The sequence below is a fragment of the Ruegeria sp. TASC047 genome, from assembly GCF_059612445.1.
On the sequence record NZ_JBXWQP010000056.1, the window covers coordinates 1 to 23,890 of the forward strand.

Here is a 23,890-nt window from a genome sequence, read left to right on the forward strand (position 1 = left end):
CTTCGGTCGCTTGTTTGCCATTCTTAGTCCTCCGTTTCCTAAACATAGCGTCGGACCAGTTCAGTGGGGGAGGCTCATTCTCGCGCGAGCTACAGGTAGAAAACGACGATCTCCGGCAAGCTGTTCTTACGCTGATGACTGAATTGGTCGCATTGCTGTCCATCGAGCTGACCAACGGACAGAAAGCGGGCCTGTTCGACACAAACCTGCCGCCTGAAGACGGAGCGCTACTGTTGATCTCGCTGGTACAAGGGTTGGCGATCCGCTGGACTCTGGGGAAACGCGGTTTCGCATTGGAATCCGAAGGGCACCGATTGCTCGACGCTCAGATGCGGCTATTCCGAATAGCAAGTACAGAGGTTTCGCCATGAACCGCCGTATCATCTTCGGTGTTACCCTTGCTGTCGGCCTCGCCGTCTTTGGCTGGCTTGTCCTTACAGAGCGCCCGGTTAGTGTTTCCACTACCGCAATTGAAAAGAATGTCCCTGTTCGTGTTTATGGGCTGGGGACGGTCGAGGCCCGGATCGTCTCAGATGTCGGATTTGAAGTTGGTGCCACGCTGACAGAACTTTCAGTCGACAGTGGTGATACGATCAAAGCCGGGCAAGTCCTTGCCCGGCTTCATCCGACGGAACAACAAGCAAAAGTCGCGCGCGCCAAAGCCGGGATTGCCGCCGCAGAGGCCACTTTGGGCAAGGCTGAGGCAAATGTGATCCGCGCGCGTGCCATTCTTGCGCAACGGCAGTCGACAAATGCGCGCCAGCAGGAACTTGCCGGGCGCAATGCCGTCTCGACTCAGGCTGCAGAAGAGGCGCAGCGGGATGTCGATGTTGCAGCCGCTGATCTGGCCGTAGCAGAAAGTGATGTTGAGGTTGCCAAATCCATGCACAGTGACGCCAAGGCAGCCCTGCAATACGAGCGTGTGCTGCTTGATCATCATGTGTTGCGGGCGCCATTTGACGCGGTCGTTGTTGAGCGCCACGTCGAAGCAGGTACTGTTGTTGTCGCTGGTGAACCTATCTTTACCCTTTTGGACCCGAACACTGTTTGGGCTTTGGCCTACATTGATGAAGAGAGGGCCGGGCCCCTGCAACTCGGACAAGTTGCCGAAGTGAGGTTGCGGTCTTTGCCGCATAAGGTCTTCACAGGCAAGATCGCGCGGATCGGTATAGAAAGTGACCGGGTGAACGAAGAACGCCGGGTTTGGATTGCATGCAATCAGTGCCCGGAACAGGTTTTTCTTGGCGAACAGGTCGAAGCTTGGATCACAGTGACAGAGCTGACCGATGCGATGTTGGTTCCAGAGATCGCAATAACCGGTTTTGACGGGCATGAAGGTCTTATATGGGTCGCGCAGGATGGGCGTGCGCATCAGGTGTCGGCAGTCTTCGGTCATCGGACCGAGGATGCGCGGGTCGAACTGGTCGGTGGTATTCCCGACGGCTCGCAGGTCATCTTGGCACCCGGTAAAGGGCTGTCTGAGGGGCTCATGGTTCGGGTCGTCGAGAGGGATGCGCCATGAACCTCGCCTACCGCGATGTGCGTCACAATCTGTTCCGCTTTATGCTGACTTGCCTCGGCCTCAGCCTTCTGATGGCGGTCGTGCTGGCAATGATTGGTATTTACAATGGGCTGGTTGCGGACGCGCTGAACATTGTCAAAGCACCGCGAGCAGATCTTTGGATTGTTGAATCTGGTACACGCGGACCGTTTGCAGAAGCCTCGAAAATTCCCGACGGCACCCGTGATGCCGTGGGGCGATTGCATGGTGTGGCCGAAGCGGGCAGCATCACATACCAGACCGTCGAGGCGCCCTTTCGCGGCGAAACGCTACGCCTGTACGTGATCGGATACGAGCCAGGTCACCCCGGTGGACCCGAAGCAATCTCGGCTGGGCGCGGGATCAGCCAGTCCCATTTCGAGATCGTTGCAGATGCCAAATCAGGATTGTCCGTAGGCGATGTTATCCGACTGGGCCGCGATCCTTTCACTGTGGTCGGGTTGGTCGAGGATACGATGAATTCCGCCGGTGATCCGGCGGCGTTTATCACCTTGCGCGATGCGCAAGTGCTACAGACGCAACTGGCCCCGTCGGCGCAACGCGTTCAGGAGGCACGAGGCGCGGGGTTGCTCGAAAGTCAGGACAGTGTCGCAGCTGTGATCGCAAGGCTTGAACCGCTTGCAGACCCGCAAGCAGTGGCGCAGTCGGTGCGCCAATGGAAACATCTTGGGGCCCTGACACAAGCCGATCAGGAGTCTATCCTGCTATTGTCTGTGGTGGATCGGGCAAAGCGGCAGATAGGTTTGTTTCTGGGCATCTTATTGTCCGTTTCAGCCGTTGTGATCGCATTGATTATCTACACGATGACCATGGAGAAGCTAAAGCAAATCGCCACACTCAAACTGATCGGCGCCCCCGACCGCACGATCATAGGGCTGATCGTGCAGCAATCCATTGCACTTGGTACGGTCGGCTGGAGTTTCGGTCTGATCCTTATCCTGCTTGTCAAAGACTACTTCCCCCGCCGGGTTGTGTTGGAGCCGATCAACGCCGTCGCGCTGGCAGGGATCATCCTCATTGTCTGCATCGTCGCCAGCGGCCTTGGCGTTCGTGCAGCACTCAAGGTCGATCCGGCCACGGCAATCGGAGGGTGACGTCATGCTCAGTGATCCGCGCCGCGTGATTGTAGATGTTACCAATGTCTCAAAGCACTTTGGCGAGGGCGGTGCACGTGTCGACGCACTGAAGGGTGTTGATCTGTCAGTCGAGGCGGGCGAAGTGGTGGCACTACTCGGCCCGTCTGGATCGGGTAAAACGACGCTTCTGAATGTCATTGGCTGCATCATTGCTCCGAGTACGGGGAAGGTTACGCTGGACAATGAGGTGGTTTACGACAAGCAATGGCTGCGAAACGATTTGCGTAGGCTACGGCTCGACAAGATCGGGTTTATCTTTCAGTTCCATAATCTTCTGCCATTTCTCGATGCCAAAGATAACGTTGCTCTGGTGCTGAAACTGGCTGGAAAATCGACGGTCGAGGCGCAAAGGCGCGCTGTCGAACTGCTGGACTATCTGGAGGTCGGTCACCGCAGGGATGCGATGCCCGCGCTTCTGTCCGGAGGTGAGGCGCAGCGTGTGGCCATCGCACGCGCCCTTGCCAACAGCCCGCGCATCATTCTGGCAGATGAACCAACTGCGGCGCTTGACAGCCAGAGGGCCAGGATCGTGATGGACCTGATGCGCAAGCTCGCAGCTGAACAAGACGCCTGCATCATCGCGGTGACGCATGATGAAAAGATCTACGACCGGTTCGACAAGCTGTTCCACTTACGCGACGGCCGACTTGATGGAACGGAAGGGGGCGCGACATGAAAAATGCAACCACTGGCAACCGCGCCCTGAACATAGCGGCAAGCGTGGCAATAGTGTTCGGCGCGTTGACTGTTTTCTCAGGCGGGCGGGCCTTGTTTGGTAGCGAGGAAGCACGCGCCGCCGTTGGTAATGCGGTGCCCTTCGTGCTGTGGTTCAACTTTCTGGCAGGATTCGCCTATGTCGTGGCCGGCTTTGGACTGTTTCTACAGCACCGGTCAGCGGCCTGGATATCAACAGGCATTCTGGTTACCACCGTTCTGGTTTTCCTGGCCTTCGGCGCTCATGTGTTGCAAGGCAATGCCTATGAGATGCGCACCGTCGGCGCGATGACCTTGCGCACGGGTGTCTGGTTAGCCATTTCCGTTGTGGCTTGGGTGCATATCTGGCGAGCAGAATGACTCGCCTGTAGATATGCCGTTACTCGCAGGACATTTCCTTTGACCTCCCATTTCGGGGACAAAGGAGATGTTTATGAGTCAGGATGTACGCGGGTGTTGTCACGTTAACGTCCGGTCGACCAGGGAATGCTGATGGTCGGGATTCAAGCGGCTCGAGTGGTGGCATTCCAGGCGTCAAATGCCTCGAGGCGGTGATAACGGATTGTTAGTGCGGAGCGACGACGTGCCGGGACGCGGAAGCAATTTCTAACGGCTGATGGGTGGTTACGAACCGCTGCAAACCTCCTGAAGATCGATGTCCTAGCATCGTCCGTTCTCGCTTTCGGAATGGGAGGGGGCTGTTTTCAGCTCGATTGTTGAGGCCCTTGTGCGACCAACGATCCAAGCCCGGCGCGATTTCCCGTTTGGCGGTGCCTTAGGACCGCAACTTGTTCGTGATGATCCGCTTGGGAATGAAACCAAGGCGCTTGATCAGGCCGCGCAACAGCCGTTTTGCCGCCCGTTTGTCCCGCCTGGGTTGGAGGATTTCCTCCAGCACGACGCCATGCTGATCAACCGCACCCCAAAGCCAATACTTGCGCCCCACGAGTCTCACAGCAACTTCATCCAGATGCCAGACATCACCTGGGCGGCCATGTCTCTGCCGCAGATTTCGAGCTACCGCCGGTCCGAATTTGATGACCCAGCGCCGGACGGTTTCGTAAGACGCATCGATCCCACGCTGCAGCAGCATCTCTTCAACTTCCCGCAGGCTCAAGTTGAAGCGAACGTACAGCCACACCGCGTGCGCGATGAGCTGGGGCGGAAACCGGTGGCGCTTGTAGCTGATTGACGATGTGTTCATCAGTGTCACCTACGCCCAGCCGTGAATCACGCCGACACGTGGAAATCAATGGGTCCTGACAATAGGGGAATACAAATCGCAAGTTTAAGTCCGAGAGGCTTCAAACGCTGCCCATGCTTTTTCAAATGCGTCGAAATCGAACCCAGTTGCGCGGGCGGGATCCAGAATCAGTTTTTCGGTTTCAAGCAATTTGATGATCGCCTGTTCAAGCTTGCCCATCACTTCGGGCGGGATAACCAGCGCACCATGACGGTCCGCATGCACAAGATCACCGTTCTGAATCTCCAGGCCAAAGATCGAAACCGAGGTGCCGATTTCGCGCACGTGTACGAACCCGTGACTGGGCCCGATTGACCCGGCAACAACTGGGAAGTTACCGGGTAGATCACCCAGGTCGCGCATTACTCCGTTGGTCAGAGCGCCGCTGATGCCGAAGCCCTTGTGGACCGTCGTGTTGATCTCGCCCCAAAAGGCGCCGATGCAATCTGGATAATCCAGATCCTCAACCACGGTGACAACCGGGTCACTTCCACTTGCCATATGCCTGTAATAGTCCATCCGACGTTGGCGGATCACCCCAGGCGGTTCTGACGGCGGGCTCACAGCAGCGATCTTCGCGGTACGGGCATATCCCACCATCGCCCCCGCATCGGGATCAGAACACAACATTGTGCCCCGGGTAAATTCATTGAATCCGCGCTTGCCCTTCGCCACTTCGATGGCGTTGCAAACAGTCGGCGTGTCGACCTTTTTCAGCAGGTCCAGCAAGGATTGGTTCATATCATCTCCAGCCAGCGGATCAAAGCCGCCGTTGTTTGTCGCGGTTGTTCCAGTGTCGGCAGGTGGCCGGCGTTTTCTATGATTTCCAACCGGCTCTGTGGCATCAGATCGTGCATCAATTCATGCCTTGAGACGGGGCACAGGGCATCGTCGCGCCCACAGAGAATGAGTGCTGCGCCGGTGAAGTTACGCAGCGTGTTGCTCTGATCAGGGCGATCACGCAGAGCTTTGGATTGATTGACGAAAACGTCCGGCCCAAGATCCATGGCCATGTCCATGCACAAATCTAGAATGGCGGCGCGACGCGGACCGTCCGCCGGGTAGTTCGGTTTCATCTCTTCGGCCATGACTTTGCGCAGGTTGCCACGTCCGACCGCATCGATCTGAGGGCCGCGCCTGGCTTTGACCTCGTCCAGTTCAGCAAGCGGATTCGTGTCCATCAACGCCAGACCAGCCACACGGTCCGGGGTCTGCCGCAGAATTTCCATCGCCACGATACCGCCCATCGAGAGTCCCGCCAGAGCAAAGCGTTCGGGCGCATAGGCTAACACATCGGTGGCCAGCGCCCGCATCGTTTCATGGCCTCCGATTGGTGCGCACAGGATCGGGTATTTGCCTGACAAGGCGTCAATCTGCGGAGCGAACAACCGCGCATCGCACATCATTCCGGGCAGGAGGATAAGCGGCGTCATTTGACCAGGGCAGCCCCTTCGGCAAGCGCGCTCAGCTTGGCGTAGGCGATATCCGGATCTACCGCACCAAAGCCCGCAAAGGTGCCAAAGCCGCAATCTGATCCGGCGATTACACGCTCATTTCCAACTATGTTCGTAAACCGCTCGGTACGCTGAGCAATCAGTTCCGGGTGTTCGACAAAATTCGTCGTGGTGTCCACCACACCGGGCACAAGAACCTTGTCACCCGGAATTTCACCCTTGCGGTCACGGAACACCATCCATTCATGCGCGTGTCGCGGGTTAGAGGTTTCAAAAAGCACGTAGCGCGATTTGGTCGACATTAGCGTCGAAAACACCTTGTCCATGCCGATGTCGCAGCAATGTGGCCCCTCGTAATTGCCCCAGCAAATATGGACACGCACTTTGTCAGCCGGGACATTTTGCAATGCGTGGTTCAATGCCTCAACATGCATGTTGGCGATTTTCACGAACTCGTCGTCGGACAGATCAGTGAACAGCATATGGCGCGACAGGGCCAGATCCGGGCAATCCAGCTGTAAATCCAGACCCGCACCAACGATGGTTTCATATTCTTCCTTCATCGCGTCAGCCAGCGCGGCCAGATAGGCCTCGCGCGTCGGATAGAAGTCATTCAGCAGAAACAGAGAAATCACCCCAGGGCTGGCTGCGTTCATAAAACCGCGCCCGACCCCGTGTTCGACCATGGCAGCCTTGAGGTTGTCGATGTCCTTCTGCAGCTCACCTTGCCCTTTTGAGCGCACCTCGCCAACGCACATGGGTCGCGCATATTGGGGCGTGCCGCCATCATCCGCCAGACGTTTCAGAAAACCGGGAAACATCTTGAGGTCTGCGGGCGCATTGCGCGGGCTGTCACCCGCAAAGCCGGTATAGCGGTCCTTGACGTAAGTGGCGTAAGAGATCTTTGAGGTCTCACCGTCCGAGACGATATCTACCCCAGCCTTGACTTGTTTCCGCACGGTCTCGGACACGGCCGCGGTCATGCAGGCGTCAAATGCAGCCTGATCGAACGGTTCCTCTCGCTCGCGAGCGAAGATGAAGTCAACGACCTCCTGATTTCGTGGCAGACTTCCCACATGGGTGGTTGAAACGCGGGTCATGTTAGGATCTCCATTCAAATCTAGGTCCATCGCCGGGCCGGAAAGCCGGCGATGGATGTGCTGCGCGCGCCCCGATTGAAACCGGGACGTGTAATTTCGGCGTTATGCTCCTGTCCAAGTCGCCCCAGCAGGGTCGTCGGTTGCGGTGATACGGTACAGACCCGCTTGCCCGGTCATAGACGGTTCGGCGCTGTAGCTTTCACCGGGCAGAACCAGAGCGGTATCGCCGTTGGACAGGGTAACCTCGACCTCATTGATCTTGATACGCCAATGGCCGCTCGCCGGCATCAGAACCACGGGTTTGTCCGCATTGACCAGTTCAGCCACAGCCGAACCGCGCGTCATAAAATCAACCTCGAAACCGGGCTTGTCTTTGATCAGACCATTTTCACCGATCACAACCGCAGGTTTGTCCGCTGCCAGCGCCATCAGGTCCCAGTAGCGAGCGACGTATTTGCCGATCACCGCATCAACGGGAACCTCGGGGAAGGCTTTCAGTTCTTCCTCGGTCAGTAGCGGCATCGGCTGCACATTGTCCGGCAGTTCTTCGCCCTTTTTGCTGTCGTACAGGACGCCGTTATTGCCCAACATCAGGCCATGGGCCTGCGCATCCTGAATGACTTGCGGAGCCCAGGTCACGCCGCCACCGGCATCGTCGCCACCCAGCATCGACATGATCATGCCATAGTCCTGGCCGACATTCTCGAAGCCGCGGAAAATCCCGGTTGGGATGTTGAAGATGTCACCTTCTTCAGCGATGAACTCGCCTGCCGTACCATAACGACCCCAGAAGAACCGCCATCGACCTTTGGCAACAAAGAACACCTCGGCGGTGGTGTGGCTGTGCAGCGAGTTGCGGCATTTCGGCGGTTGCCCCGCTGCACCGATGTTGAACCCGATCTTGTCGGTGATGTGGACGTGCTGATCCGGGCTTTCGCTGACCCCGCCGCCAATGATGGTAAAATTCTCTTTATTGTCCGAGCCCGGCGTGTGCGCGTCGATGAACGCGGTTTTACAAGGCTTCAGTTCGCCATAACGGACGATGCGGCTTTCGATGGTACTCATATCTTTTCTCCTTTTGATTTGGGTTTGATCGGATCAAACCAAACCACCCGGCGGACGATTGTTCAGTCGCCGGGCGCGCAGGCTGGCGCGATGGGCGTGGTACCGCCGCAACGCCTGCCCGGCATCCAGATTTGAGATACGGTGCGACATTCTAGAGATCGCCGGTTTTCAGTAGAATCTGTTTCCAGATCGAGGTTTCGTCAAACAAGGTGTATTCCTTGCGCAGACCCCATGGCCCGAACTCGGCCTGGCAGATGCCCAGCACAAAGACCTCGGCCCCTGTGGGCACGCCGAACACGCCCCAGCCGTCATGTGTGCCATGCAAAGACCAGCGGATCGCAGCGCGCGGCGACATCATCGGGTCGTCACGGCCGATCTGGTGGTGGATCTTGAATTCGGCACCTGGGAACGCTGCGCGCAGGCCCATCCAGAACCGATCAACCGGCCCCCAACTGTGGCCGGTCTTGCCGCCGGGATATTCTGACAGAACAGCGCGGTCGTATTCAGCCTCGATCACCGTCATATCGGCATTCATGATCCGGGTCAGGATATCCGCGTATTTCTGGCCCCATTCATTGTCATTGCCACGGCCTTTATAGGGGCCGGACCGATCAATCGCTGGCGTGAGGGGTTGCACGCAGGCGTCTGGCCCACCCTCGCGCGCGATCAGATCGCGGGCGTATTCCTTGGGGTCCCAACTCATCTGCTGCACGATCGCGCTCTGGTCGCGGATAAGCCACTCATCGTTGATCTGGTTGTTGATGGCGTGGCAGTCGGCCAAAATGCGGTAGACCAGTTTCTTGCCGGTCGCCTTGCCATACACACCGTCACCCAGATGGGTCGCTGTGGACAAAAGGCGATGCGACGACAGCATGCCCTCTTCCGGCGTTCCCGACCAGATTACATCCTCACCCAACAGCGTTCGATCAGGGAATTCTGCCAGAGTTGCCATAGTGGCAGCAATGACATTCTGGTTTCCGACAACCACCGACCCAGGTGACCGCACGACGATGTCCGGGGCGTAATAGTCGTGCAGCGTGGCAATGCCACGATCTTCCCAGATTTCTTTGGTAATCCCGATTATGTAATCGGGGAAATCTTTGAACTTGGGATCAAATCCCTTCATGTCTTCCATCCTTCAGGTATGCGGGCGGAGCCGCGCACAATTAGCGGTCCGTCAATCTCGACCCGACGAGGACCGGCATCGGGGTCCTCGATCTTGCCGAGCAGAATATCGACAGTTTCGGTGACCATGCGATTGGCGGGCTGTCGAATGGTGGTCAGGTTGTATGCTGGCCATGAGGCGACAGTGACATCGTCATACCCGATGACCGAAACGTCGCCTGGAACATTCAGTCCCAACTCAAACCGCAGCGTGTCCATAACGGAAACGGCCATGTGATCGTTGGCGACAAACACCGCATCAGGCGGATTGGCTTCGAACATCCGCAGCGTGGCTTGCCGGGCTTCTTCCGTCGAAAAATTTCCTACTTCGCGAGCGTGCAGCGTAACCCCGGCTTTTTGCAAGGCGGCAACAAACCCTGTTTCGCGGTCACGCTGGGTCGAAGCTCCTTCCCACCCGGCGATATATCCGATCTTTTGGTGCCCAGCTGCCAACAGGAACTCGGCAGCCTTTCGACCACCGGCAACGTTGTCGGATGTAACTGACGACATTGCCGTGTCGTCTTGTGCCCGATTGAACAATACCATCGGTATACCGGCCGTACGGCAGCGGTCGGACAAATCCGAGGACAAAGCCACCGAAGCGGCGATGATCCCTTCGACCTGAAAGTCGAGTATTTCTTCGACAACATAGTCGATGTTTCCAGACTCATGCGAGGCCATGAATATCAGCACGTGGTATCCACGTTCCTGCAATGTGTTTGTCAGCTTTTCCAGTGCCTCGGGATAGAACTGGTTGTTCAGATAGGCCACGACAAGCCCGATTATCCGGCTTTTCCCGGACACTACAGCGCGGGCCAGAACGTTCGGGCGATAGCCCAGTTCCTTGGCCGCCTTGCGCACCTTTTCAACGGTTTTTTTCGACGCAGACGCGCCGGGGGTGAACACACGGCTGACCGCAGATTGGCTGACCCCGGCAAGACGGGCAACTTCCAGTGATGTAACCTTTTGTGTCGCCATCAGTCTGCCGTCCAACCTCCGTCAACCATCAATGCCGTGCCCGTCACCAGCGCCGACGCATCCGAGGCCAGATAAACCACCGCCCCCATGATGTCCTCAATCTCTCCGGGGCGACCCAGTTTTATCTTGTCCAGAATCCAGGCCCGCTTGTCCGGGTCGTCGAAAGTCGACTTTGTCAGATCCGTCAGAATGAAGGTGGGGCAAATCGTGTTAACCCTGATCTTTGAACGTCCGAACTCAAGCGCCATCGCCTTGGTGAAGCCTTCGACCGCGAATTTCGACGCACAATAAACCGCGCGTTCGCGACCACCAACATGGCCCATCTGGCTAGAGATATTGATCAGCGAACCGGGACGGCCAGCGTCGAGTAGGCCTTTGGCAACAGCCTGGGTCAGGAAATAAGCCCCTTTGACATTGACGCTTATCACCGCATCGAAATCTTCCGGCTGTGTTTCCACGGCATTGCCGTGTCGGGCAAGCCCGGCTGAGTTCAGCAGAATATCGAACGGCCCTTTTTGCGCTACTGCTTCAGCGGTTGCTGTCACGTCCGAAACATCCAGCTCCAGAACCCTGGCAGACCATCCCTGCGCCGACATATCTTTTGCAATATCCTGAAGCGCACCAGCACGGCGCGCCGCCAAAGTGACCTCAGCACCATGTTCCGCCAGCGCCACAGCGCAGGCTATGCCTATCCCCGACGAGGCTCCGGCGACCAAAGCTCGCTTGCCGCTCAGGTCGAAACTGGGGGTGCTGGGAAAATGGGGCATATCAGACCTCGCCGACCGGGAATGGGATGGCGCCCGGTACACGTGCCTTATTGAACTCACGCAGTCGGGCAAAAACATCTACGCCCAATTGCCGATACACGTCCAGCAGATCGACCAACACCCAATTCTCACGGATCAGCCCACCTTCCAGACGCCAGAAATCAAGTGACTTCAAAGTGATCCGTTTGCCCGAAGGCGCAATCCCCATCCAGCCGTCATGGGTGACGGTCTGGATCATGTTCGGCCAGCCGGTCACAGCGGCGTAGTCGCCATCACCAAAAAAGTGAAAGGTGATCTCATCAGCGTGCTGGCCGCGATCGGGCATTCCGTTGAGGAAGGGAATCTGGTGCCAGTTGCGGAACCCCGCGATACCGCGCGCTGTCCCGATCCCTGCAGGGCCATACCAGTTCATGCGCGGATGCCAGAACCGCTCCATCTCCATCACTTCGGGCCCACCCTGGCTGGGGTGTTTCTCAAGATGTTTCAGCATGTCGACGATATGATTGCACGAGGCCAGAGATTTCACCTCATCCCACGGTCCGGACACAACGCCATCCAGAGTCGCCGGGCCGGGAATGCAGAACTCCAGCCCAAGAGACGGTGCCATTGGCCAGGCATTCGCCTGCATCATGACTTCGGGAATGTCCCAGAGTGTCTGGATCTCGACAACCTTGCCTTTTTCGAAACGGTAGAATTCGTGGAACCGCATATGGGTCAGATGCCCCGTCGGCGGGATGTCCAGCCAGGGCGCGACGAAGGTGCCGAAGTAGTGGCCACCGCAGCCAACCCAGTCGTTACCCTGTTCTGTCCGACCACCCATGACGATCCAGTCGCGACGCTCAAGATCGGGCATGGATTTCAGAAGCGGCGCAAAACAGGTGTCATAGAGTTCCTGCGGGCCGGTCAGATCTCCGAATGGATACAACATGTGGATGGCGGCATCGGGCGCGATCACCGACTCCAGCGCCGCTCGTACCCCGGCTTCGTCGAATTTATTCATGGCCTCGCGCAGGGGCGCGATCAGGGCCTTTTGGGTAGAGTGAGTATCCATTGCGAAATCTCGCATTATTTTAACTTCTTATCTTAGAAATTCTGTTGGGCCCCGGTCGAATCCCTGCACAAAGTTCGTCACGCTTACGAGGTCGCATCGGCCGTCTCGCGATATGATGCGCCTTCACCATAGGGCACGTTGATGCCCCCATAACGCCGGACACGGATGTTGCATTGTTCGGCATGTCCGACAAACCCTTCCAGCATGCACAGGCGCGAGCCGTATTCGCCGATCATCGCCGCGGCCTCATCAGTGACGACTTTCTGGTAGCTATGCGTTTTCATGAATTTGCCGACCCAGAGCCCACCGGTATAGCGCCCGGCCTTCTTGGTCGGCAGTGTATGATTGGTTCCGATCACCTTGTCACCGTTGGCCACGTTGGTGCGCGGACCAAGGAACAGCGCGCCATAACAGGTCATGTTTTCCAGGAACCAGTCGTCGCGATCTGTCATGACTTGAACGTGCTCGGACGCGATGTCATCGGCCACTTGAAGCATCTCGTCATAGGTGTCGCAGACGATGACCTCGCCGTATTCCTCCCAACTGACCTTGGCAGTGCCGGCGGTGGGTAGGATACCGAGGATACGGTCGATCTCGCTCAGTGTTTCTTGGGCCAGCTTGTACGAGTTGGTGACCAGAACGCAGGGGCTGTTATAGCCATGCTCGGCCTGTCCCAGCAAATCGGTCGCACAAAGTTCGGCGTCCGCAGCAGTTTCATCTGCGATGACCATCGTCTCGGTCGGACCCGCAAAAAGATCTATACCGACACGGCCAAACAGCTGGCGCTTGGCTTCGGCCACAAAGGCGTTGCCGGGACCAACCAGCATGTGAATCGGATCAATGGTCTCAGTCCCTATCGCCATGGCACCAATGGCCTGGATACCGCCCATGACATAGATCTCATGCGCGCCGCCTAGATGCATCGCTGCGATTACGGCCGCATTGGGTTTGCCGTGAAACGGAGGGGTACATGCGATGATGCGCGGAACACCGGCAACCTTGGCAGTTGCCACTGACATATGCGCCGAAGCCACCATCGGGAATTTGCCGCCGGGGACATAGCACCCCACAGACTGCACAGGGATGTTCTTGTGACCAAGGATCACTCCTGGCAGAGTTTCAACCTCGATATCCAGCATCGAGTCGCGTTGTGCTTGCGCAAAGTTCGTCACCTGCTTCTGTGCGAATTTGATATCGGCCAGTTCGCGTTCAGTCAGCGAGTTGATCAACTCGTCGATCTGGTTCTGGCTCAGGCGGAAGCTTTCCGGCGAGTAATTGTCGAACTTCTCTGACAATTCGCGCACAGCAGTATCGCCGCGGGTTTCGATATCCGCCAGCGTTGCCTCGACAACAGCTCGGGTTTTGGCATCGTCTTCCGCTCGGTCAGCTTCAGGTTTGCCGCGTTTCAGGTATTCAATAGCCATTGTCTCTATCCTCAGTTTTCGGGCCGGGGTGGAGTTTTTTCTCCCCGGTCAAATGCTTCCCAGCCTTCGCCGTTGAACAGATCAACGCCAAGCTGCGCGGCGACATGGGCGAAATCGACGTTCACCCAGTTGTCAACGATCTTGCCATCGACGACTTTCCAGAAATCCATGTACCGGATCTCGACCCGCTTGCCGGTGGGCGCGATGCCGAGGAACTCGCCCGAATGAGTTGCCTCCTGTCGGCCGAAAGCGGCAGCCCACTCGCCCATGTACAGTCGGGCCTCATCGATGCAGATCTTATCAGAAAACGCTGCCTGGAACGGGCGCTGCCAGTTGTTCTGAAACTCCTTGAGCCCAGTTTTGGTGCCGCAGCCCCGGTTGCCGATCCAGCGGAACCCTTCCGCAAAGAACTCGCCGATATCGTTGATGCGATGATCGTTCAAACCATCGACCATCCCCTCGATCACGGCGCGGGTTTCGTCTGTCTTGCTCATGTCCGTGTCTTTGGACAGCACGGCCTGTTCGGGGCGGGAGCCTTTCATGTTTCTGTTCCTTTTGTGGTTACCAAGGGGTTTTCAGTCTGGACGACGTGGGTTGGTCGGCCGTCAGAAAATCTCTTGGCATCCGGTTGAGCGCCGGGTGGCGCGCAATGGCGTTATGTCTGGCGGAACAGCTCATTGGGTCAGTTCAGAAATTTCGGCAAAAAGATCGTAACCCAGTTGCAACAGCAGATGTGGGATATCGATCATGCACCAGTTCTCGATGATCTTGCCGTCTGCGCAGCGCCACCAGTCGCAGTCACGCATAAAAACGCGCTTTCCCGTTGGCTCCAGGCCCAGGAAAGGTTTGACGTGGACGCCAGTGATCTGCGGCCAGCCGCACAGGAACGCGTAGTCGCCATCCCCGGCCTTGCAATTCGAACCAACGCCGGTGACGCCTACATCCTTGCCGTCGCCCCAGCCCTCGAACGTGTTTTCGAAAGGGGACTGGAAACCGGCAAACGCATCCACTGTCGCATAAGAGCCCAACCCGCCGGGACCGTACCACACCATTCGGTCATCCCAATAAGGTCGCCAGCTTTGGTCCTCAGTCGTCAGCTGTATTAGCATGTCCTCGACCAGATCTGCTGTGGCGCGTGACAGCGCTGGGTCTGATGGCCCAATGACGATACCGTCATGCGTTGCCGGACCCGGCACGACACCTTCATAGCCCTGTAGGTTCAAAGGCCAGAGGCCGAGTGCGATGATCAGTTCTGCAAAACCGAGGAAGACATAGGATTCGACGATCTTGCCATCTTCCATTCGGTGGAATTCACCAAACCGCAGAAATGCCAGTTTGCCACTGGGTGGAATACCACAAAGCGGTCGCTTGAAATGACCATGGAAATACCCGGTTGAGGTGACCCACTCGCTTCCCAGGTATTCGCCACCCGTGACCACATAGTTCTGACGGGTGAGCCCCGCGAACGCCTCTGAAATCGGCAAGATGACAGAGCTGACGTAGCCGTTGCCATCAGGGGCTGCATTGATCGGATGGCTCGCTTCGGTAGTGGCCGTTGCGGCGAAAATCTCGCTGGCGGCCGTCTGCATGGTCTCGCCTAGGCCCTTATCAAAGCTTTCGAGAAACTGACGATAAAGCTGTTTGTTTTCAAACGTGGTTCCGGTGGCAATACCCATCGCTGGGCGATTTGCGCGCTTGTTCATGGCGCTTTCCTTTTTAGGACGTTTTCCTATTCGCTGTGGCGGTGTGCAGGCACGAGGACCCGCGCGCATCAAGGCAAATGGAATTCGTCCCGGCCGTCGGGCCCGGCGCGCAGCCAAGTTCAGGCTGGCTGCGTGCGCATGGGCAGATACGGACTGAGGATGAGTGCGCCCCATTTATGTCAGCCTTTCACAGCCCCGGCGGTCAGGCCGCCGACGATCTGGCGTTGGAAGAACATCACCAGGATGAACAGTGGAACTGTGGCTGAAACCACCGCCGCAACGGCGAACATCACGTTGCCCTCGGTTTGTGTTGTACCGAGGAAGGCGGCGATTGCAGGCACCATGGTGCGGTTGCTTTCGGACAGCAGCATCGCCCCGACGGCAAAGTCGTTATAGGCCAGAAGGAACGAGAACAGCCCGGTAGTGATGACGCCTGGCCACATCACCGGAATGATCACACGTCGGAAAGCCTGAAACTGGTTGCATCCGTCGACCTTGGCACTTTCATCCAACTCGCTCGGGATGTTCTTGAAGAAGGAATGTAACATCCAAAGAGTGAACGGCTGGTTGATCGCCACAAGCACGATAATGGTGGTTGGAAGAATTCCCCAAACATTCCATTCAAAGAAGGGTAACAGATAACCTGAGACCAGAGTGATTGGCGGCATCGCGCGGAAGATAAGCGCCGTGATCAACAGCCAGAATGTGTAGTTGTAAGTAGACCGCGAAAGGGCATAGCCTCCTAGCGTCCCGATAGTCAGTGAGATGGTAACAACAAAGAAACAGACGATCCCGGTGTTCAGAACATTGCGCCAGAACTCTTCCTGAATCCATGCACCCTCATATCCGGTGGTGGTGAACGGCGAGCCATAAACCGCTTCGGTTCGGGCACCAGTCAGGGCGTTGGTCCAGTCAGCGATCGAAAAGAAATCCAGCTCGACCTTGAATGACCCCCACACTGTCCAGAGGAACGGAAAGGCGGCCAGGATAAACCATAGGAGCACAAACAGGGATGAGGCGATCCGAAGGCTTGTAGGCATTCTTTGCGCGCGGCTGGCCATATTATCTTGCTCCTTTGAAATCGCGCCAGGTGCGGACAAGCACGGGCGACAGAAGAATTGCGACCCCGAAAATCGTCATCACAGAGGTAGCGGCCGCGGAAGACAGTTGCCGAGTCTCGCCACCGAGATCGTAGAAGATGAAGGTGCTGAGTGATTGCGCATGCGCTTGTGCACTGAAGCCGATGATAGGTTCAAACACCTTGAAATTGTCCATCAACTGGATCAGCGCAACAAATGTGACCAGAGGCATGAGATGGGGAACAACCACGAACTTGACCTGCTGCCAGCGCGTCGCCCCGTCTATCTGAGCGGCCTCAATCTGGTCTTGGGGCAAGGTTTGCAATCCAGCATAGAACACGACAAAGGCAAAAGGCGCAGCGTGCCAAACACCATAGACCATCAGAGCTACCCACATCAGCCCTGTTGATGCTTTCAGGCTGAAATCCGGATCTCCAGCCAGATATACGAGGGCGTTGCCGATCACCCCGCGACTGTCAATCATCCAAAACAGGATGAGCGAGCCGATCAGCGGGGTCACGATCATGGGCAGAAGAGAGAAAAAGATCATCAGACCTTTGAGTTGCCTGTGCAGGGAGTTTACTGCCAGCGCAATCACCAGCCCCAATACAATTGTGAGCGGTGTCACGACAGCAACGAAGGTCAGCGTGAATGCCATCGCCCGGTAGAAGGGCAGATTACCAAGCTCGGTGAAGAAGCCGACCCATGTTTCATTCGCGGCCCAGATTTGACCAATTTCCTGTATCGCCAGATGGCCTCGGTTAAAGTAAATGTCCAATCCCACAAACCGGCCCAGAGGTTTCTCGGCGCGAAGTGCTGCAGTGGCCTCTTGATCAACAGTGGTCTCAGTTGTGCATCCGATAAGCGGGGTGCAGTTTTCGACCTCTAACAGAACGGCCGGGTGGGGCGCGAAGATCGATTGAGTCACCACCGAGACAATTGGCATTGCAATGAACAGCAGCATCGCGAGTCCTGTGGGCAGGAAGAACCAAAGGAATGTCTTATGGCGCATGTTGCAATCCTCGCGTGAGTAGGATTGCGCGGGTGGGTATCAAAGGCACCCGCGCAATGGGCTTCTTATTGCAGATAGCCTTGCTCGATGGCGGCGGCACGATAGGCGGCCTCGACATCTGCAAGTGCCTGTTCAGCGCTTTCCTTGCCCTGCATGAAATCAGCAAGTTCGTTGCCAAGTGCGCTGTGCATGAGCCCCATGTAGGGTAGCATCGGATAGGGTGGTGTGCCCATTTTGGCCGCAGCAAACACACCCTCGGCATCTTTTCCGGGCTGGTAGCCTTCAATCAGCCAGACCGCCAGTGGTGTAGTTTCATCGTTCAGCATGTCAGGACGGATGCCATGTTTCATTGCAATGAATGTGGCCTCGGCCTCTTCATCTGAGATGTTCTTTCCGACAGTCCAACCGTCCCACCACAGGGTCGTTGCAGGGATATCTCCGCCACCAACTGTCAGCGGCGCGCCAATCGCATGGCCGTCGATCACCTCCTGCAACACACCTTCGGTGGTGGTTTGCTGCGATGCGCGCGAACCCCACATATTCATGATTGCAACGTTGCCAGCCCGGTATTCGGCATTGGTGGCGTTGGAGTCATGAGTCAGGAAGTCGGGATTCATGTATTCCGACAAAGCCTTCATCATATTCAGGGCGTTGACACCGGCCTCAGAATTCACGTTGGGTTCGGCCGTACCGGGTTTAAAATGACTGCCGCCATAACCAAGGAACATATTGTTGAATTCCTGCGCCAGGTTCCAACCCGATGCATAGGCTCCACCAACCGGGTTTTGCATGATGCCCTGCGTACGAATGGCCTCGGCCACCTCGAGCATTTCCTCATAGGTAGTCGGGACTTCCACACCGGCTTGCTCAAGGATGTCCTTGCGGTACATCAGATGCTGCGCGTTCGCCATGAAGGCGATAGCCATGATGTTGTCGCCAATCTTGATCAGCTGCCCAGGCTGCAGGTCCTGACCATACTTTTCCACTAGGTCATTGAGCGGACGAATAACGTCTTCGTTCATCAGTGCCACAACCGAACTATTGGCGATGATTGCGGTCGTGTATTCCGACGGATTGCCCGACAGGCCAGCCACGTTGATGGTCTGGTGCTCGGATGTCAGGTTGGATTCTACCGACGCCCCGGTGCATTCCTTCGCTCCGGCTGCGACGGCCTGAATGGCCGCAAATTCATTGCCGACTATGTTGACACGTGCGCCGATTTCGCAGGCGTATCCCGCGCTTGCGGCAAAGGCGGTTACAGAGCCGACCAGTGCAATATTCTTCAAAAACATCAATATTCCTCCCTAGATGGATGGGTGCATCTTCGAAGTCTGCACCCTGCTTACCCCGTCCCAACGGGTGTCGTTTGCGGTTCTCAGCCCTCCAGGCGAGCCCCGGTTTTCGCATCAAACAGATGGCAGTGATCGGTATGGATATGAATCGAGACCTGATCGTCGATTTCGGCCCGATAGGTTTTGTCGGCCTTGACCGAGACCAGCGCACCACCGATCCGAACCGAAACCATGGTGCTGTCGCCCAACAGCTCTTGCGTATAGATCGGCGCGTTGATCTCGCCGCCACTTTCCACAACATTTGCGTCCTCGGCGCGAAACCCCAGCGTGATAGGACCGTCCGGCGCGTTCAACCCGTGCACCTCTGTGCTTTGGGCGCGGAACACGCCACCCTGAACCTCGCCATCGACAAGGTTCATTGCCGGGTTGCCGATGAAGCTGGCCACAAATGTATTTGCAGGTTCATCGTAAATATCGGTTGGGGAGCCAACCTGCTGAACCACACCTTGTTTCATGATCACCACCCGATCAGCCAAGGTCATTGCCTCGATCTGGTCGTGGGTCACATAGATCGTGGTGACCGCCAATTCGTGGCTCAGGTTCTTGATCTGCGCGCGGGTGGAAACGCGCAGTTTTGCGTCAAGGTTGGATAGTGGCTCGTCCATCAGAAACACGTTCGGCTCGCGCACAATGGCACGAGCCAGGGCAACCCTCTGACGCTGACCGCCAGACAGTTCCGCCGGTTTGCGGTGCAGGAAGTCATCCAGCTCGACCATCGCCGAAGCGCGCCGCACTTTTTCGTCATGGGTAGCAGGGTCAATACCGCGAACTTTCAGCGGGAAGCGAATGTTCTCATATACATTCATATTCGGATAGAGCGCGTATGACTGGAACACCATCGCGACATCGCGGTCTTTGGGCTCCCTGTCATTTACTCGGGCACCATCGATCAGGATATCTCCCTCAGACGCGTCCTCGAGACCAGCAATCATGCGCATTGTCGTGGTCTTTCCGCAACCTGACGGCCCAAGAAGTACCAGAAATTCCTTGTCGGCTATTGTCAGGTCAAAATTGTCAACTCCAACAAACGATCCCCAACGCTTTCCAACATTGCGAAGTTGAATTTCGGCCATTCTGTCCTCCCTGCTGCACGCATCGTGCATACGCTTGCAAAACCATAGACAACAAAAGAAACATCTGGCAAGCTTTTTTTGCATGCGTGTGCAACCGTCGACTTCATCTTCTTCGCAATTCGCCCCATGACAGCGACTAAAGAACTGAAAGAAAGTAATAATGTCCTATGAAATCCAAAAATCGATCATCTTGGATTACTACTCGGCGCTCAGCAGCGTAAAAGAATCGGATATCGCCAACACGTTGTCTGAGTTCTGCGCAGAAGACTACCTGTGGCGCGGTTTCCACCCATTTGATGAGCTTCGGGGCACCCATGACGTAGCGCAGGCATTCTGGCGTCCCATGAAGCAAAGCCTAGGGAATATGCAGCGCCGGATGGACGTGTTCATGGCCGGAAAAAACGAGATGGATGGATTCACCTCGGTCTGGGTTGTTTCAATGGGGCACCTGATGGGCCTGTTCGACAATGCGTGGCTGGGCATCGCCCCAACAGGCAAGATGGCGTTTTTGCGCTATTGTGAGTTCAACAGGATCGAGAATGGCAAGATCGCCGAGACGGCGATGTATTTCGACATCCCGCACTTCATGATGCAAGTCGGGTTACAGCCCTTCTCGCCCCAAACCGCAGCCCATCTGGTGCAACCCGGACCGATGACTCATGACGGCTTGATGTTCAACCCGCAGCCTGCCGAAGAAGGTGAAAAAACTCTCGGCACGATCAATGCCATGATTTCCGATCTCGGCCAATGGAAAAGCGGCCTGAGCCTTGAGGAAGAATTGCGCCAGACATGGAGCGAAGACATGATCTGGTGGGGGCCCGCTGGGATCGGCGCGACCTATACGATTGAGCGTTATGCAAAGCAGCACTCAGGCCCTTTCCGCGCATCCTTAACGGACCGCTCGAAGACCAAGCACATTTGCCGCTTGGCTGAGGGTCACTATGGCGGTTTTTTCGGCTGGCCGAATTTTACGGCGCGGCCCACCGGCGGGTTCATGGGTATGCCCGCCACCGACAAGGCCGGTGAATTCCGCGTGATCGACATATATCGTCGCACGGGTGACAAGCTGGCCGAGAACTGGGTTTTCATCGATCTGCTGCATTTCTGGAAACAACAGGGTGTCGATATATTGGGGCGTATGGCGAAAGTACCGCGAACATGACCGGCTGGATCGACGCCCATCACCACCTTTGGGACCTTGAGGCCGTAAACTACCCCTGGCTGATGGCGCGCGGGGTGGAAAGGTTCTTTGGCGACCCGACGCCGATTCAACGGAATTACCTGCTGCGCGAGTTCCGGTCCGAAGCCGCGCCCTGCGGAGTCGGTGCCTCGATCCATATCCAGGTGGGAGCCAAAAACGGTCTGGACGAAGCCCGGTGGGTTCAAGCTGTCGCCGATACCAATCCAGACTGGCCAATGGCGCAGGTTGTGTTCTGTGACCTGACCTCGGATGACCTACCCGCCCAGCTTGATACGTTTCAGGCCCTTCCAACCGTGCGTGGCGTACGCCAGATCGTTGGGCGCGCACCCGGAGAAGACGCGCAGAAGGGCACAAATTCTCTGCTGGATGATCCGCGATTTCTGGATGGACTGAAGGAGGCTGGACGGCGCGATCTCAGCTTTGATCTGCAGCTCATTCCCGAACTGATCGGAAAAACCACCCGGGTTCTCGCGCAAGCCTCAAACACACGAGTTGCCCTATGCCATGCCGGATCACCATATGACCGCACCCCGGCGGGCCTGGAAAGCTGGACTCAAAGGCTGCGCGCGCTGTCTGATCTGCCGCATGTCTCATGCAAGCTCTCAGGCCTGGGCATGTTCGATCACAGCTGGACGCCTGACGGAATTCGCCCGATCGTGGAGATTTGTCTTGAACAATTCGGACCCAAGAGGGTCATGTTTGGCTCAAACTTCCCGGTCGACAAGCTCTATGGCGATTATGCATCGCTGGTACTGGCTTACCGTGATTTGGTACCGGCTGAAGCACAATCGGCGGTTTTCAGAGAAACCGCCGCACATTTCTACGATCTTGAGGGGTTCGGAGAATGATACTTATCTTTGAATCCAAGGTGAAACCTGAATGGATCGACTAGAATGGCCACAAATGGCTTCACCTGTGATCAAATTGGCAACGCTTATGAATGTCACTCGGGGGAACTAACCCCCAAGTGCAAAAGCTACTGGGCTCTGCTGCAAACTTATGGCATTGACGATTGTTGGGTTGCCTGCCCCGAATTCCTAAGCCGATATCTTGACGGACTGAGCCGCAATGGAAGGTTTATGATGGCGAAGAACTTGAAGCAGGGGATCGCCAAGAAAACAATCCAGCAGCGGGTTCTTGATGTTCGCCGCCACAAGGACGTTCAGGTAGAGGATTATGTCATCCACGGATGGCGCTATAACGCGGCTGTATCTTTGGCGGAAGCTGGATGCAGTGACAGTGACAGTGAAATCCAGGCGGTCACCGGCCACAAGACGCTTGAGATGGTCAGGAAGTACCGGAATCAGGCCAACCAGAAACAGCTAACGAAGCGAGCACAGAGACGCCGTAAATAGGTCTGGAACAGAACGGGACCGGAACATTAATCTGGGAAACATAGTGGGAAACTCTAAAATGCACGTCCAGAAAAATGACTGCACAGACTTAAAGTTTCCTTTTGTTATCAAAATGGTGCGGGTGGAGGGACTTGAACCCCCACGCCTTGCGGCGCCAGAACCTAAATCTGGTGCGTCTACCAATTTCGCCACACCCGCAACTCAGCGCCGCAGCGCTGGATTGAAGCGGTCAATAACAAAGCTTGCTTCCGAGCGCGAGGGGTAAAATACATGTATCGCCAAGTTTGTAGATCCTCTGATGAGATATGGGGCAACCACACTATCTTATGAAAATGTTTAGCCCCAAGAGGCTTGTCAGTGGAAAGTTGATGGGAACATCAGTGGCCGTGAAACCCGATATCCTGCGGGACAATGTCCACGCTATTTTGGAAGAGCTCTTCATTCGCGCCGAAGTTAAAATTTGACCCAGCTAGCCTACAAAATATCGCTCTTACGTTGACCAAATTCCTAGAAAAAAAGCCGACAGCTTGTTGTTAGATCACCAATGGCGAACATGGAAATCCTACTTCATTGCCCTCGCGCGTTCATAGTTGAACCCATGGCAGGAGGCGCGGGATTACCCGCCACGACACCCCAGAAAACGCATCTGCGACCCTTTCCAACTCAGAGAGCAACTTCAGGTTTCTGAAACAACAAGAATAACTTATCTGACTAAAGTGCCCTTCAGGGCCACACAGATTTTTGAATGTCCCGCACCGTCAGGTTCAAGCAATTGTGTTCCGCCGGTCCCCGCTCGGTTTCATACAGTTGGTGCGGAATGGCTCTTTCGTCATAGGCATTCCCGCGCAGGTTGAGGCATTCTCAAGAGAACTCCACCACAAAGCTGCCACATTTCAAACGCCAAAAAATCTTATTCACGTCAAAATAAGACCGCCTTGAAAGGTCTTGTTGTTTAGCAGGAGTTAATGAGTCTTTTTTGCCACTTTGGCGCCGGTACGAGTTTCCTGCTCAACTCCAGTACAAGGTTTACTGCTGTGACCGATCTGAATCCCTCCGCTACTGCCGAGCAAGAGGCTGTCTTCTTTGCTCGCGAAAGCTTTCTTGGCGAACTCAAGATCCTGAACCGGGACCACCCGAACACGGGCTTTGGGATATCGCTCCGAACCCATTCCGGAGACCACTACCTGCTGGCCAATGCGCGTATGCCATTGCCCGCGGTCAAATCCGAGGGTTTCCCGACCGGACGCCGCGTTGCGTGCCTTGAAAACGGCGATCGCTTCAGCTCGATCGAAGTGCTGGCTGACGCCAAGGCTTACGAAACCATCAGCCCGCGCGCCGAGGCTGACATTCTGGGCAACGCTTTGAACCTGATCGCACGTATCGACACGTTGACAGGAATTCCAACGGGCCGTCCTTCGCATGAACCCCGCATCGCAGCTACGGGAACCGGAGGTTAAG

The 23,890-nt window shown here is 56.3% G+C and carries 23 protein-coding genes, 1 tRNA gene and 2 pseudogenes; 9 read left to right on the forward strand and 17 right to left on the reverse strand.

The annotated features are described in order from the left end of the window. The 5 genes and pseudogenes from AC2FLO_RS20730 to AC2FLO_RS20750 all read left to right on the forward strand — a co-directional run. Positions 1–371, forward strand: a pseudogene (locus AC2FLO_RS20730) (hypothetical protein); the annotation flags it as partial. Then, the gene (locus AC2FLO_RS20735) at positions 368–1,522 is read left to right on the forward strand and encodes an efflux RND transporter periplasmic adaptor subunit (RefSeq protein WP_496754148.1); all 1,155 of its coding nucleotides are present in this window, start codon (positions 368–370) and stop codon (positions 1,520–1,522) included. The pseudogene AC2FLO_RS20730 and the gene AC2FLO_RS20735, both read left to right, overlap by 4 nt. After that, positions 1,519–2,655, forward strand: a complete 1,137-nt coding sequence (locus tag AC2FLO_RS20740; RefSeq protein ID WP_496754150.1) for an ABC transporter permease — start codon at positions 1,519–1,521, stop codon at positions 2,653–2,655. The genes AC2FLO_RS20735 and AC2FLO_RS20740 overlap by 4 nt, the downstream gene beginning before the upstream one ends. 4 nt (positions 2,656–2,659) lie before the next feature. Beyond that, positions 2,660–3,373: an ABC transporter ATP-binding protein gene (locus AC2FLO_RS20745; RefSeq protein ID WP_496754152.1), complete on the forward strand. Its 714-nt coding sequence runs from the start codon at positions 2,660–2,662 to the stop codon at positions 3,371–3,373. Further along, positions 3,370–3,771 (forward strand): hypothetical protein, encoded by a 402-nt coding sequence (locus AC2FLO_RS20750; RefSeq protein ID WP_496754154.1) that lies wholly within the window; start codon positions 3,370–3,372, stop codon positions 3,769–3,771. The genes AC2FLO_RS20745 and AC2FLO_RS20750 overlap by 4 nt, the downstream gene beginning before the upstream one ends. A 143-nt stretch (positions 3,772–3,914) precedes the next feature. On the opposite strand, the pseudogene AC2FLO_RS20755 reads toward AC2FLO_RS20750, so the two are convergent. The 16 genes and pseudogenes from AC2FLO_RS20755 to AC2FLO_RS20830 all read right to left on the reverse strand — a co-directional run bounded on the left by AC2FLO_RS20755 (position 3,915) and on the right by AC2FLO_RS20830 (position 19,876). Continuing rightward, a pseudogene (locus tag AC2FLO_RS20755) lies at positions 3,915–4,615 on the reverse strand (IS6 family transposase). Positions 4,616–4,699: 84 nt separating this feature from the next. Continuing rightward, positions 4,700–5,395 carry an RraA family protein gene (locus tag AC2FLO_RS20760; RefSeq protein ID WP_496754156.1) on the reverse strand — a complete coding sequence of 232 codons (696 nt, stop codon included), beginning with the start codon at positions 5,393–5,395 and terminating at the stop codon, positions 4,700–4,702. Further along, positions 5,392–6,087 (reverse strand): alpha/beta fold hydrolase, encoded by a 696-nt coding sequence (locus AC2FLO_RS20765; RefSeq protein ID WP_496754158.1) that lies wholly within the window; start codon positions 6,085–6,087, stop codon positions 5,392–5,394. Before AC2FLO_RS20765 ends, AC2FLO_RS20760 begins: the two co-directional genes overlap by 4 nt. After that, entirely contained in the window at positions 6,084–7,208 is a 1,125-nt protein-coding gene (locus AC2FLO_RS20770; protein ID WP_496754160.1) for a cobalamin-independent methionine synthase II family protein, read from the reverse strand. The genes AC2FLO_RS20765 and AC2FLO_RS20770 overlap by 4 nt, the downstream gene beginning before the upstream one ends. Positions 7,209–7,310: 102 nt before the next feature. Beyond that, entirely contained in the window at positions 7,311–8,273 is a 963-nt protein-coding gene (locus AC2FLO_RS20775) for a cupin domain-containing protein (RefSeq protein ID WP_496754162.1), read from the reverse strand. A gap of 151 nt (positions 8,274–8,424) precedes the next feature. Then, positions 8,425–9,399: a nuclear transport factor 2 family protein gene (locus tag AC2FLO_RS20780; RefSeq protein ID WP_496754164.1), complete on the reverse strand. Its 975-nt coding sequence runs from the start codon at positions 9,397–9,399 to the stop codon at positions 8,425–8,427. After that, a complete protein-coding gene (locus tag AC2FLO_RS20785) occupies positions 9,396–10,415 on the reverse strand; it encodes a LacI family DNA-binding transcriptional regulator (protein WP_496754165.1) in 1,020 nt (339 codons plus the stop codon). Before AC2FLO_RS20785 ends, AC2FLO_RS20780 begins: the two co-directional genes overlap by 4 nt. Next, positions 10,415–11,182, reverse strand: coding sequence for an SDR family NAD(P)-dependent oxidoreductase (locus AC2FLO_RS20790; RefSeq protein WP_480588572.1), 768 nt, complete (start codon positions 11,180–11,182; stop codon positions 10,415–10,417). The genes AC2FLO_RS20785 and AC2FLO_RS20790 overlap by 1 nt, the downstream gene beginning before the upstream one ends. A gap of 1 nt (position 11,183) precedes the next feature. Further along, entirely contained in the window at positions 11,184–12,233 is a 1,050-nt protein-coding gene (locus AC2FLO_RS20795; protein WP_496754166.1) for an ester cyclase, read from the reverse strand. Between the two features lie 83 nt (positions 12,234–12,316). After that, entirely contained in the window at positions 12,317–13,657 is a 1,341-nt protein-coding gene (gene hisD / locus AC2FLO_RS20800) for a histidinol dehydrogenase (protein WP_480588576.1), read from the reverse strand. 11 nt (positions 13,658–13,668) lie between these two features. Further along, positions 13,669–14,199, reverse strand: a complete 531-nt coding sequence (locus AC2FLO_RS20805) for an ester cyclase (RefSeq protein ID WP_496754167.1) — start codon at positions 14,197–14,199, stop codon at positions 13,669–13,671. A gap of 132 nt (positions 14,200–14,331) precedes the next feature. Continuing rightward, a complete protein-coding gene (locus tag AC2FLO_RS20810) occupies positions 14,332–15,360 on the reverse strand; it encodes an ester cyclase (protein WP_496754168.1) in 1,029 nt (342 codons plus the stop codon). Between the two features lie 179 nt (positions 15,361–15,539). Then, positions 15,540–16,421 carry a carbohydrate ABC transporter permease gene (locus tag AC2FLO_RS20815; protein ID WP_209507350.1) on the reverse strand — a complete coding sequence of 294 codons (882 nt, stop codon included), beginning with the start codon at positions 16,419–16,421 and terminating at the stop codon, positions 15,540–15,542. A gap of 1 nt (position 16,422) precedes the next feature. Beyond that, positions 16,423–17,451: a carbohydrate ABC transporter permease gene (locus AC2FLO_RS20820; protein ID WP_496754171.1), complete on the reverse strand. Its 1,029-nt coding sequence runs from the start codon at positions 17,449–17,451 to the stop codon at positions 16,423–16,425. Between the two features lie 65 nt (positions 17,452–17,516). Further along, positions 17,517–18,743 carry an ABC transporter substrate-binding protein gene (locus tag AC2FLO_RS20825; RefSeq protein WP_496754172.1) on the reverse strand — a complete coding sequence of 409 codons (1,227 nt, stop codon included), beginning with the start codon at positions 18,741–18,743 and terminating at the stop codon, positions 17,517–17,519. 83 nt (positions 18,744–18,826) lie between these two features. Continuing rightward, a complete protein-coding gene (locus AC2FLO_RS20830) occupies positions 18,827–19,876 on the reverse strand; it encodes an ABC transporter ATP-binding protein (RefSeq protein ID WP_496754174.1) in 1,050 nt (349 codons plus the stop codon). Positions 19,877–20,036: 160 nt separating this feature from the next. Between AC2FLO_RS20830 and AC2FLO_RS20835 the strand changes: the two genes are divergently transcribed. Genes AC2FLO_RS20835 through AC2FLO_RS20845 form a run of 3 tightly spaced genes read left to right on the forward strand, consistent with a single transcriptional unit; the run spans position 20,037 to position 22,432 of the window. Beyond that, entirely contained in the window at positions 20,037–21,038 is a 1,002-nt protein-coding gene (locus AC2FLO_RS20835; RefSeq protein WP_496754176.1) for an ester cyclase, read from the forward strand. Beyond that, a complete protein-coding gene (locus AC2FLO_RS20840) occupies positions 21,035–21,925 on the forward strand; it encodes an amidohydrolase family protein (protein ID WP_496754177.1) in 891 nt (296 codons plus the stop codon). Before AC2FLO_RS20835 ends, AC2FLO_RS20840 begins: the two co-directional genes overlap by 4 nt. 45 nt (positions 21,926–21,970) lie before the next feature. Further along, complete coding sequence (locus AC2FLO_RS20845; protein WP_496811746.1) at positions 21,971–22,432, forward strand: tyrosine-type recombinase/integrase; 462 nt, start codon at positions 21,971–21,973, stop codon at positions 22,430–22,432. A 113-nt stretch (positions 22,433–22,545) separates the two neighbouring features. Here the strand turns inward: AC2FLO_RS20845 and AC2FLO_RS20850 are convergent. After that, positions 22,546–22,630 (reverse strand) — tRNA-Leu (locus AC2FLO_RS20850). Positions 22,631–23,466: 836 nt separating this feature from the next. Between AC2FLO_RS20850 and AC2FLO_RS20855 the strand changes: the two genes are divergently transcribed. Further along, positions 23,467–23,889: a hypothetical protein gene (locus AC2FLO_RS20855; RefSeq protein ID WP_496754179.1), complete on the forward strand. Its 423-nt coding sequence runs from the start codon at positions 23,467–23,469 to the stop codon at positions 23,887–23,889. Position 23,890: the final 1 nt, after the last annotated feature.

Bases quoted from the DNA above. Each gene is read 5' to 3' on its own strand.
- AC2FLO_RS20775 (WP_496754162.1), bottom strand. From the start codon at position 8,273: ATGAGTACCATCGAAAGCCGCATCGTCCGTTATGGCGAACTGAAGCCT.
- AC2FLO_RS20845 (WP_496811746.1), top strand. From the start codon at position 21,971: ATGGCCACAAATGGCTTCACCTGTGATCAAATTGGCAACGCTTATGAA.
- AC2FLO_RS20835 (WP_496754176.1), top strand. From the start codon at position 20,037: ATGTCCTATGAAATCCAAAAATCGATCATCTTGGATTACTACTCGGCG.
- AC2FLO_RS20750 (WP_496754154.1), top strand. From the start codon at position 3,370: ATGAAAAATGCAACCACTGGCAACCGCGCCCTGAACATAGCGGCAAGC.
- AC2FLO_RS20760 (WP_496754156.1), bottom strand. From the start codon at position 5,395: ATGAACCAATCCTTGCTGGACCTGCTGAAAAAGGTCGACACGCCGACT.
- AC2FLO_RS20735 (WP_496754148.1), top strand. From the start codon at position 368: ATGAACCGCCGTATCATCTTCGGTGTTACCCTTGCTGTCGGCCTCGCC.
- AC2FLO_RS20825 (WP_496754172.1), bottom strand. From the start codon at position 18,743: ATGTTTTTGAAGAATATTGCACTGGTCGGCTCTGTAACCGCCTTTGCC.
- AC2FLO_RS20745 (WP_496754152.1), top strand. From the start codon at position 2,660: ATGCTCAGTGATCCGCGCCGCGTGATTGTAGATGTTACCAATGTCTCA.
- AC2FLO_RS20810 (WP_496754168.1), bottom strand. From the start codon at position 15,360: ATGAACAAGCGCGCAAATCGCCCAGCGATGGGTATTGCCACCGGAACC.
- AC2FLO_RS20770 (WP_496754160.1), bottom strand. From the start codon at position 7,208: ATGACCCGCGTTTCAACCACCCATGTGGGAAGTCTGCCACGAAATCAG.
- AC2FLO_RS20805 (WP_496754167.1), bottom strand. From the start codon at position 14,199: ATGAAAGGCTCCCGCCCCGAACAGGCCGTGCTGTCCAAAGACACGGAC.
- AC2FLO_RS20815 (WP_209507350.1), bottom strand. From the start codon at position 16,421: ATGGCCAGCCGCGCGCAAAGAATGCCTACAAGCCTTCGGATCGCCTCA.
- AC2FLO_RS20790 (WP_480588572.1), bottom strand. From the start codon at position 11,182: ATGCCCCATTTTCCCAGCACCCCCAGTTTCGACCTGAGCGGCAAGCGA.
- AC2FLO_RS20830 (WP_496754174.1), bottom strand. From the start codon at position 19,876: ATGGCCGAAATTCAACTTCGCAATGTTGGAAAGCGTTGGGGATCGTTT.
- AC2FLO_RS20765 (WP_496754158.1), bottom strand. From the start codon at position 6,087: ATGACGCCGCTTATCCTCCTGCCCGGAATGATGTGCGATGCGCGGTTG.
- hisD (WP_480588576.1), bottom strand. From the start codon at position 13,657: ATGGCTATTGAATACCTGAAACGCGGCAAACCTGAAGCTGACCGAGCG.
- AC2FLO_RS20795 (WP_496754166.1), bottom strand. From the start codon at position 12,233: ATGGATACTCACTCTACCCAAAAGGCCCTGATCGCGCCCCTGCGCGAG.
- AC2FLO_RS20840 (WP_496754177.1), top strand. From the start codon at position 21,035: ATGACCGGCTGGATCGACGCCCATCACCACCTTTGGGACCTTGAGGCC.
- AC2FLO_RS20740 (WP_496754150.1), top strand. From the start codon at position 1,519: ATGAACCTCGCCTACCGCGATGTGCGTCACAATCTGTTCCGCTTTATG.
- AC2FLO_RS20820 (WP_496754171.1), bottom strand. From the start codon at position 17,451: ATGCGCCATAAGACATTCCTTTGGTTCTTCCTGCCCACAGGACTCGCG.
- AC2FLO_RS20780 (WP_496754164.1), bottom strand. From the start codon at position 9,399: ATGAAGGGATTTGATCCCAAGTTCAAAGATTTCCCCGATTACATAATC.
- AC2FLO_RS20785 (WP_496754165.1), bottom strand. From the start codon at position 10,415: ATGGCGACACAAAAGGTTACATCACTGGAAGTTGCCCGTCTTGCCGGG.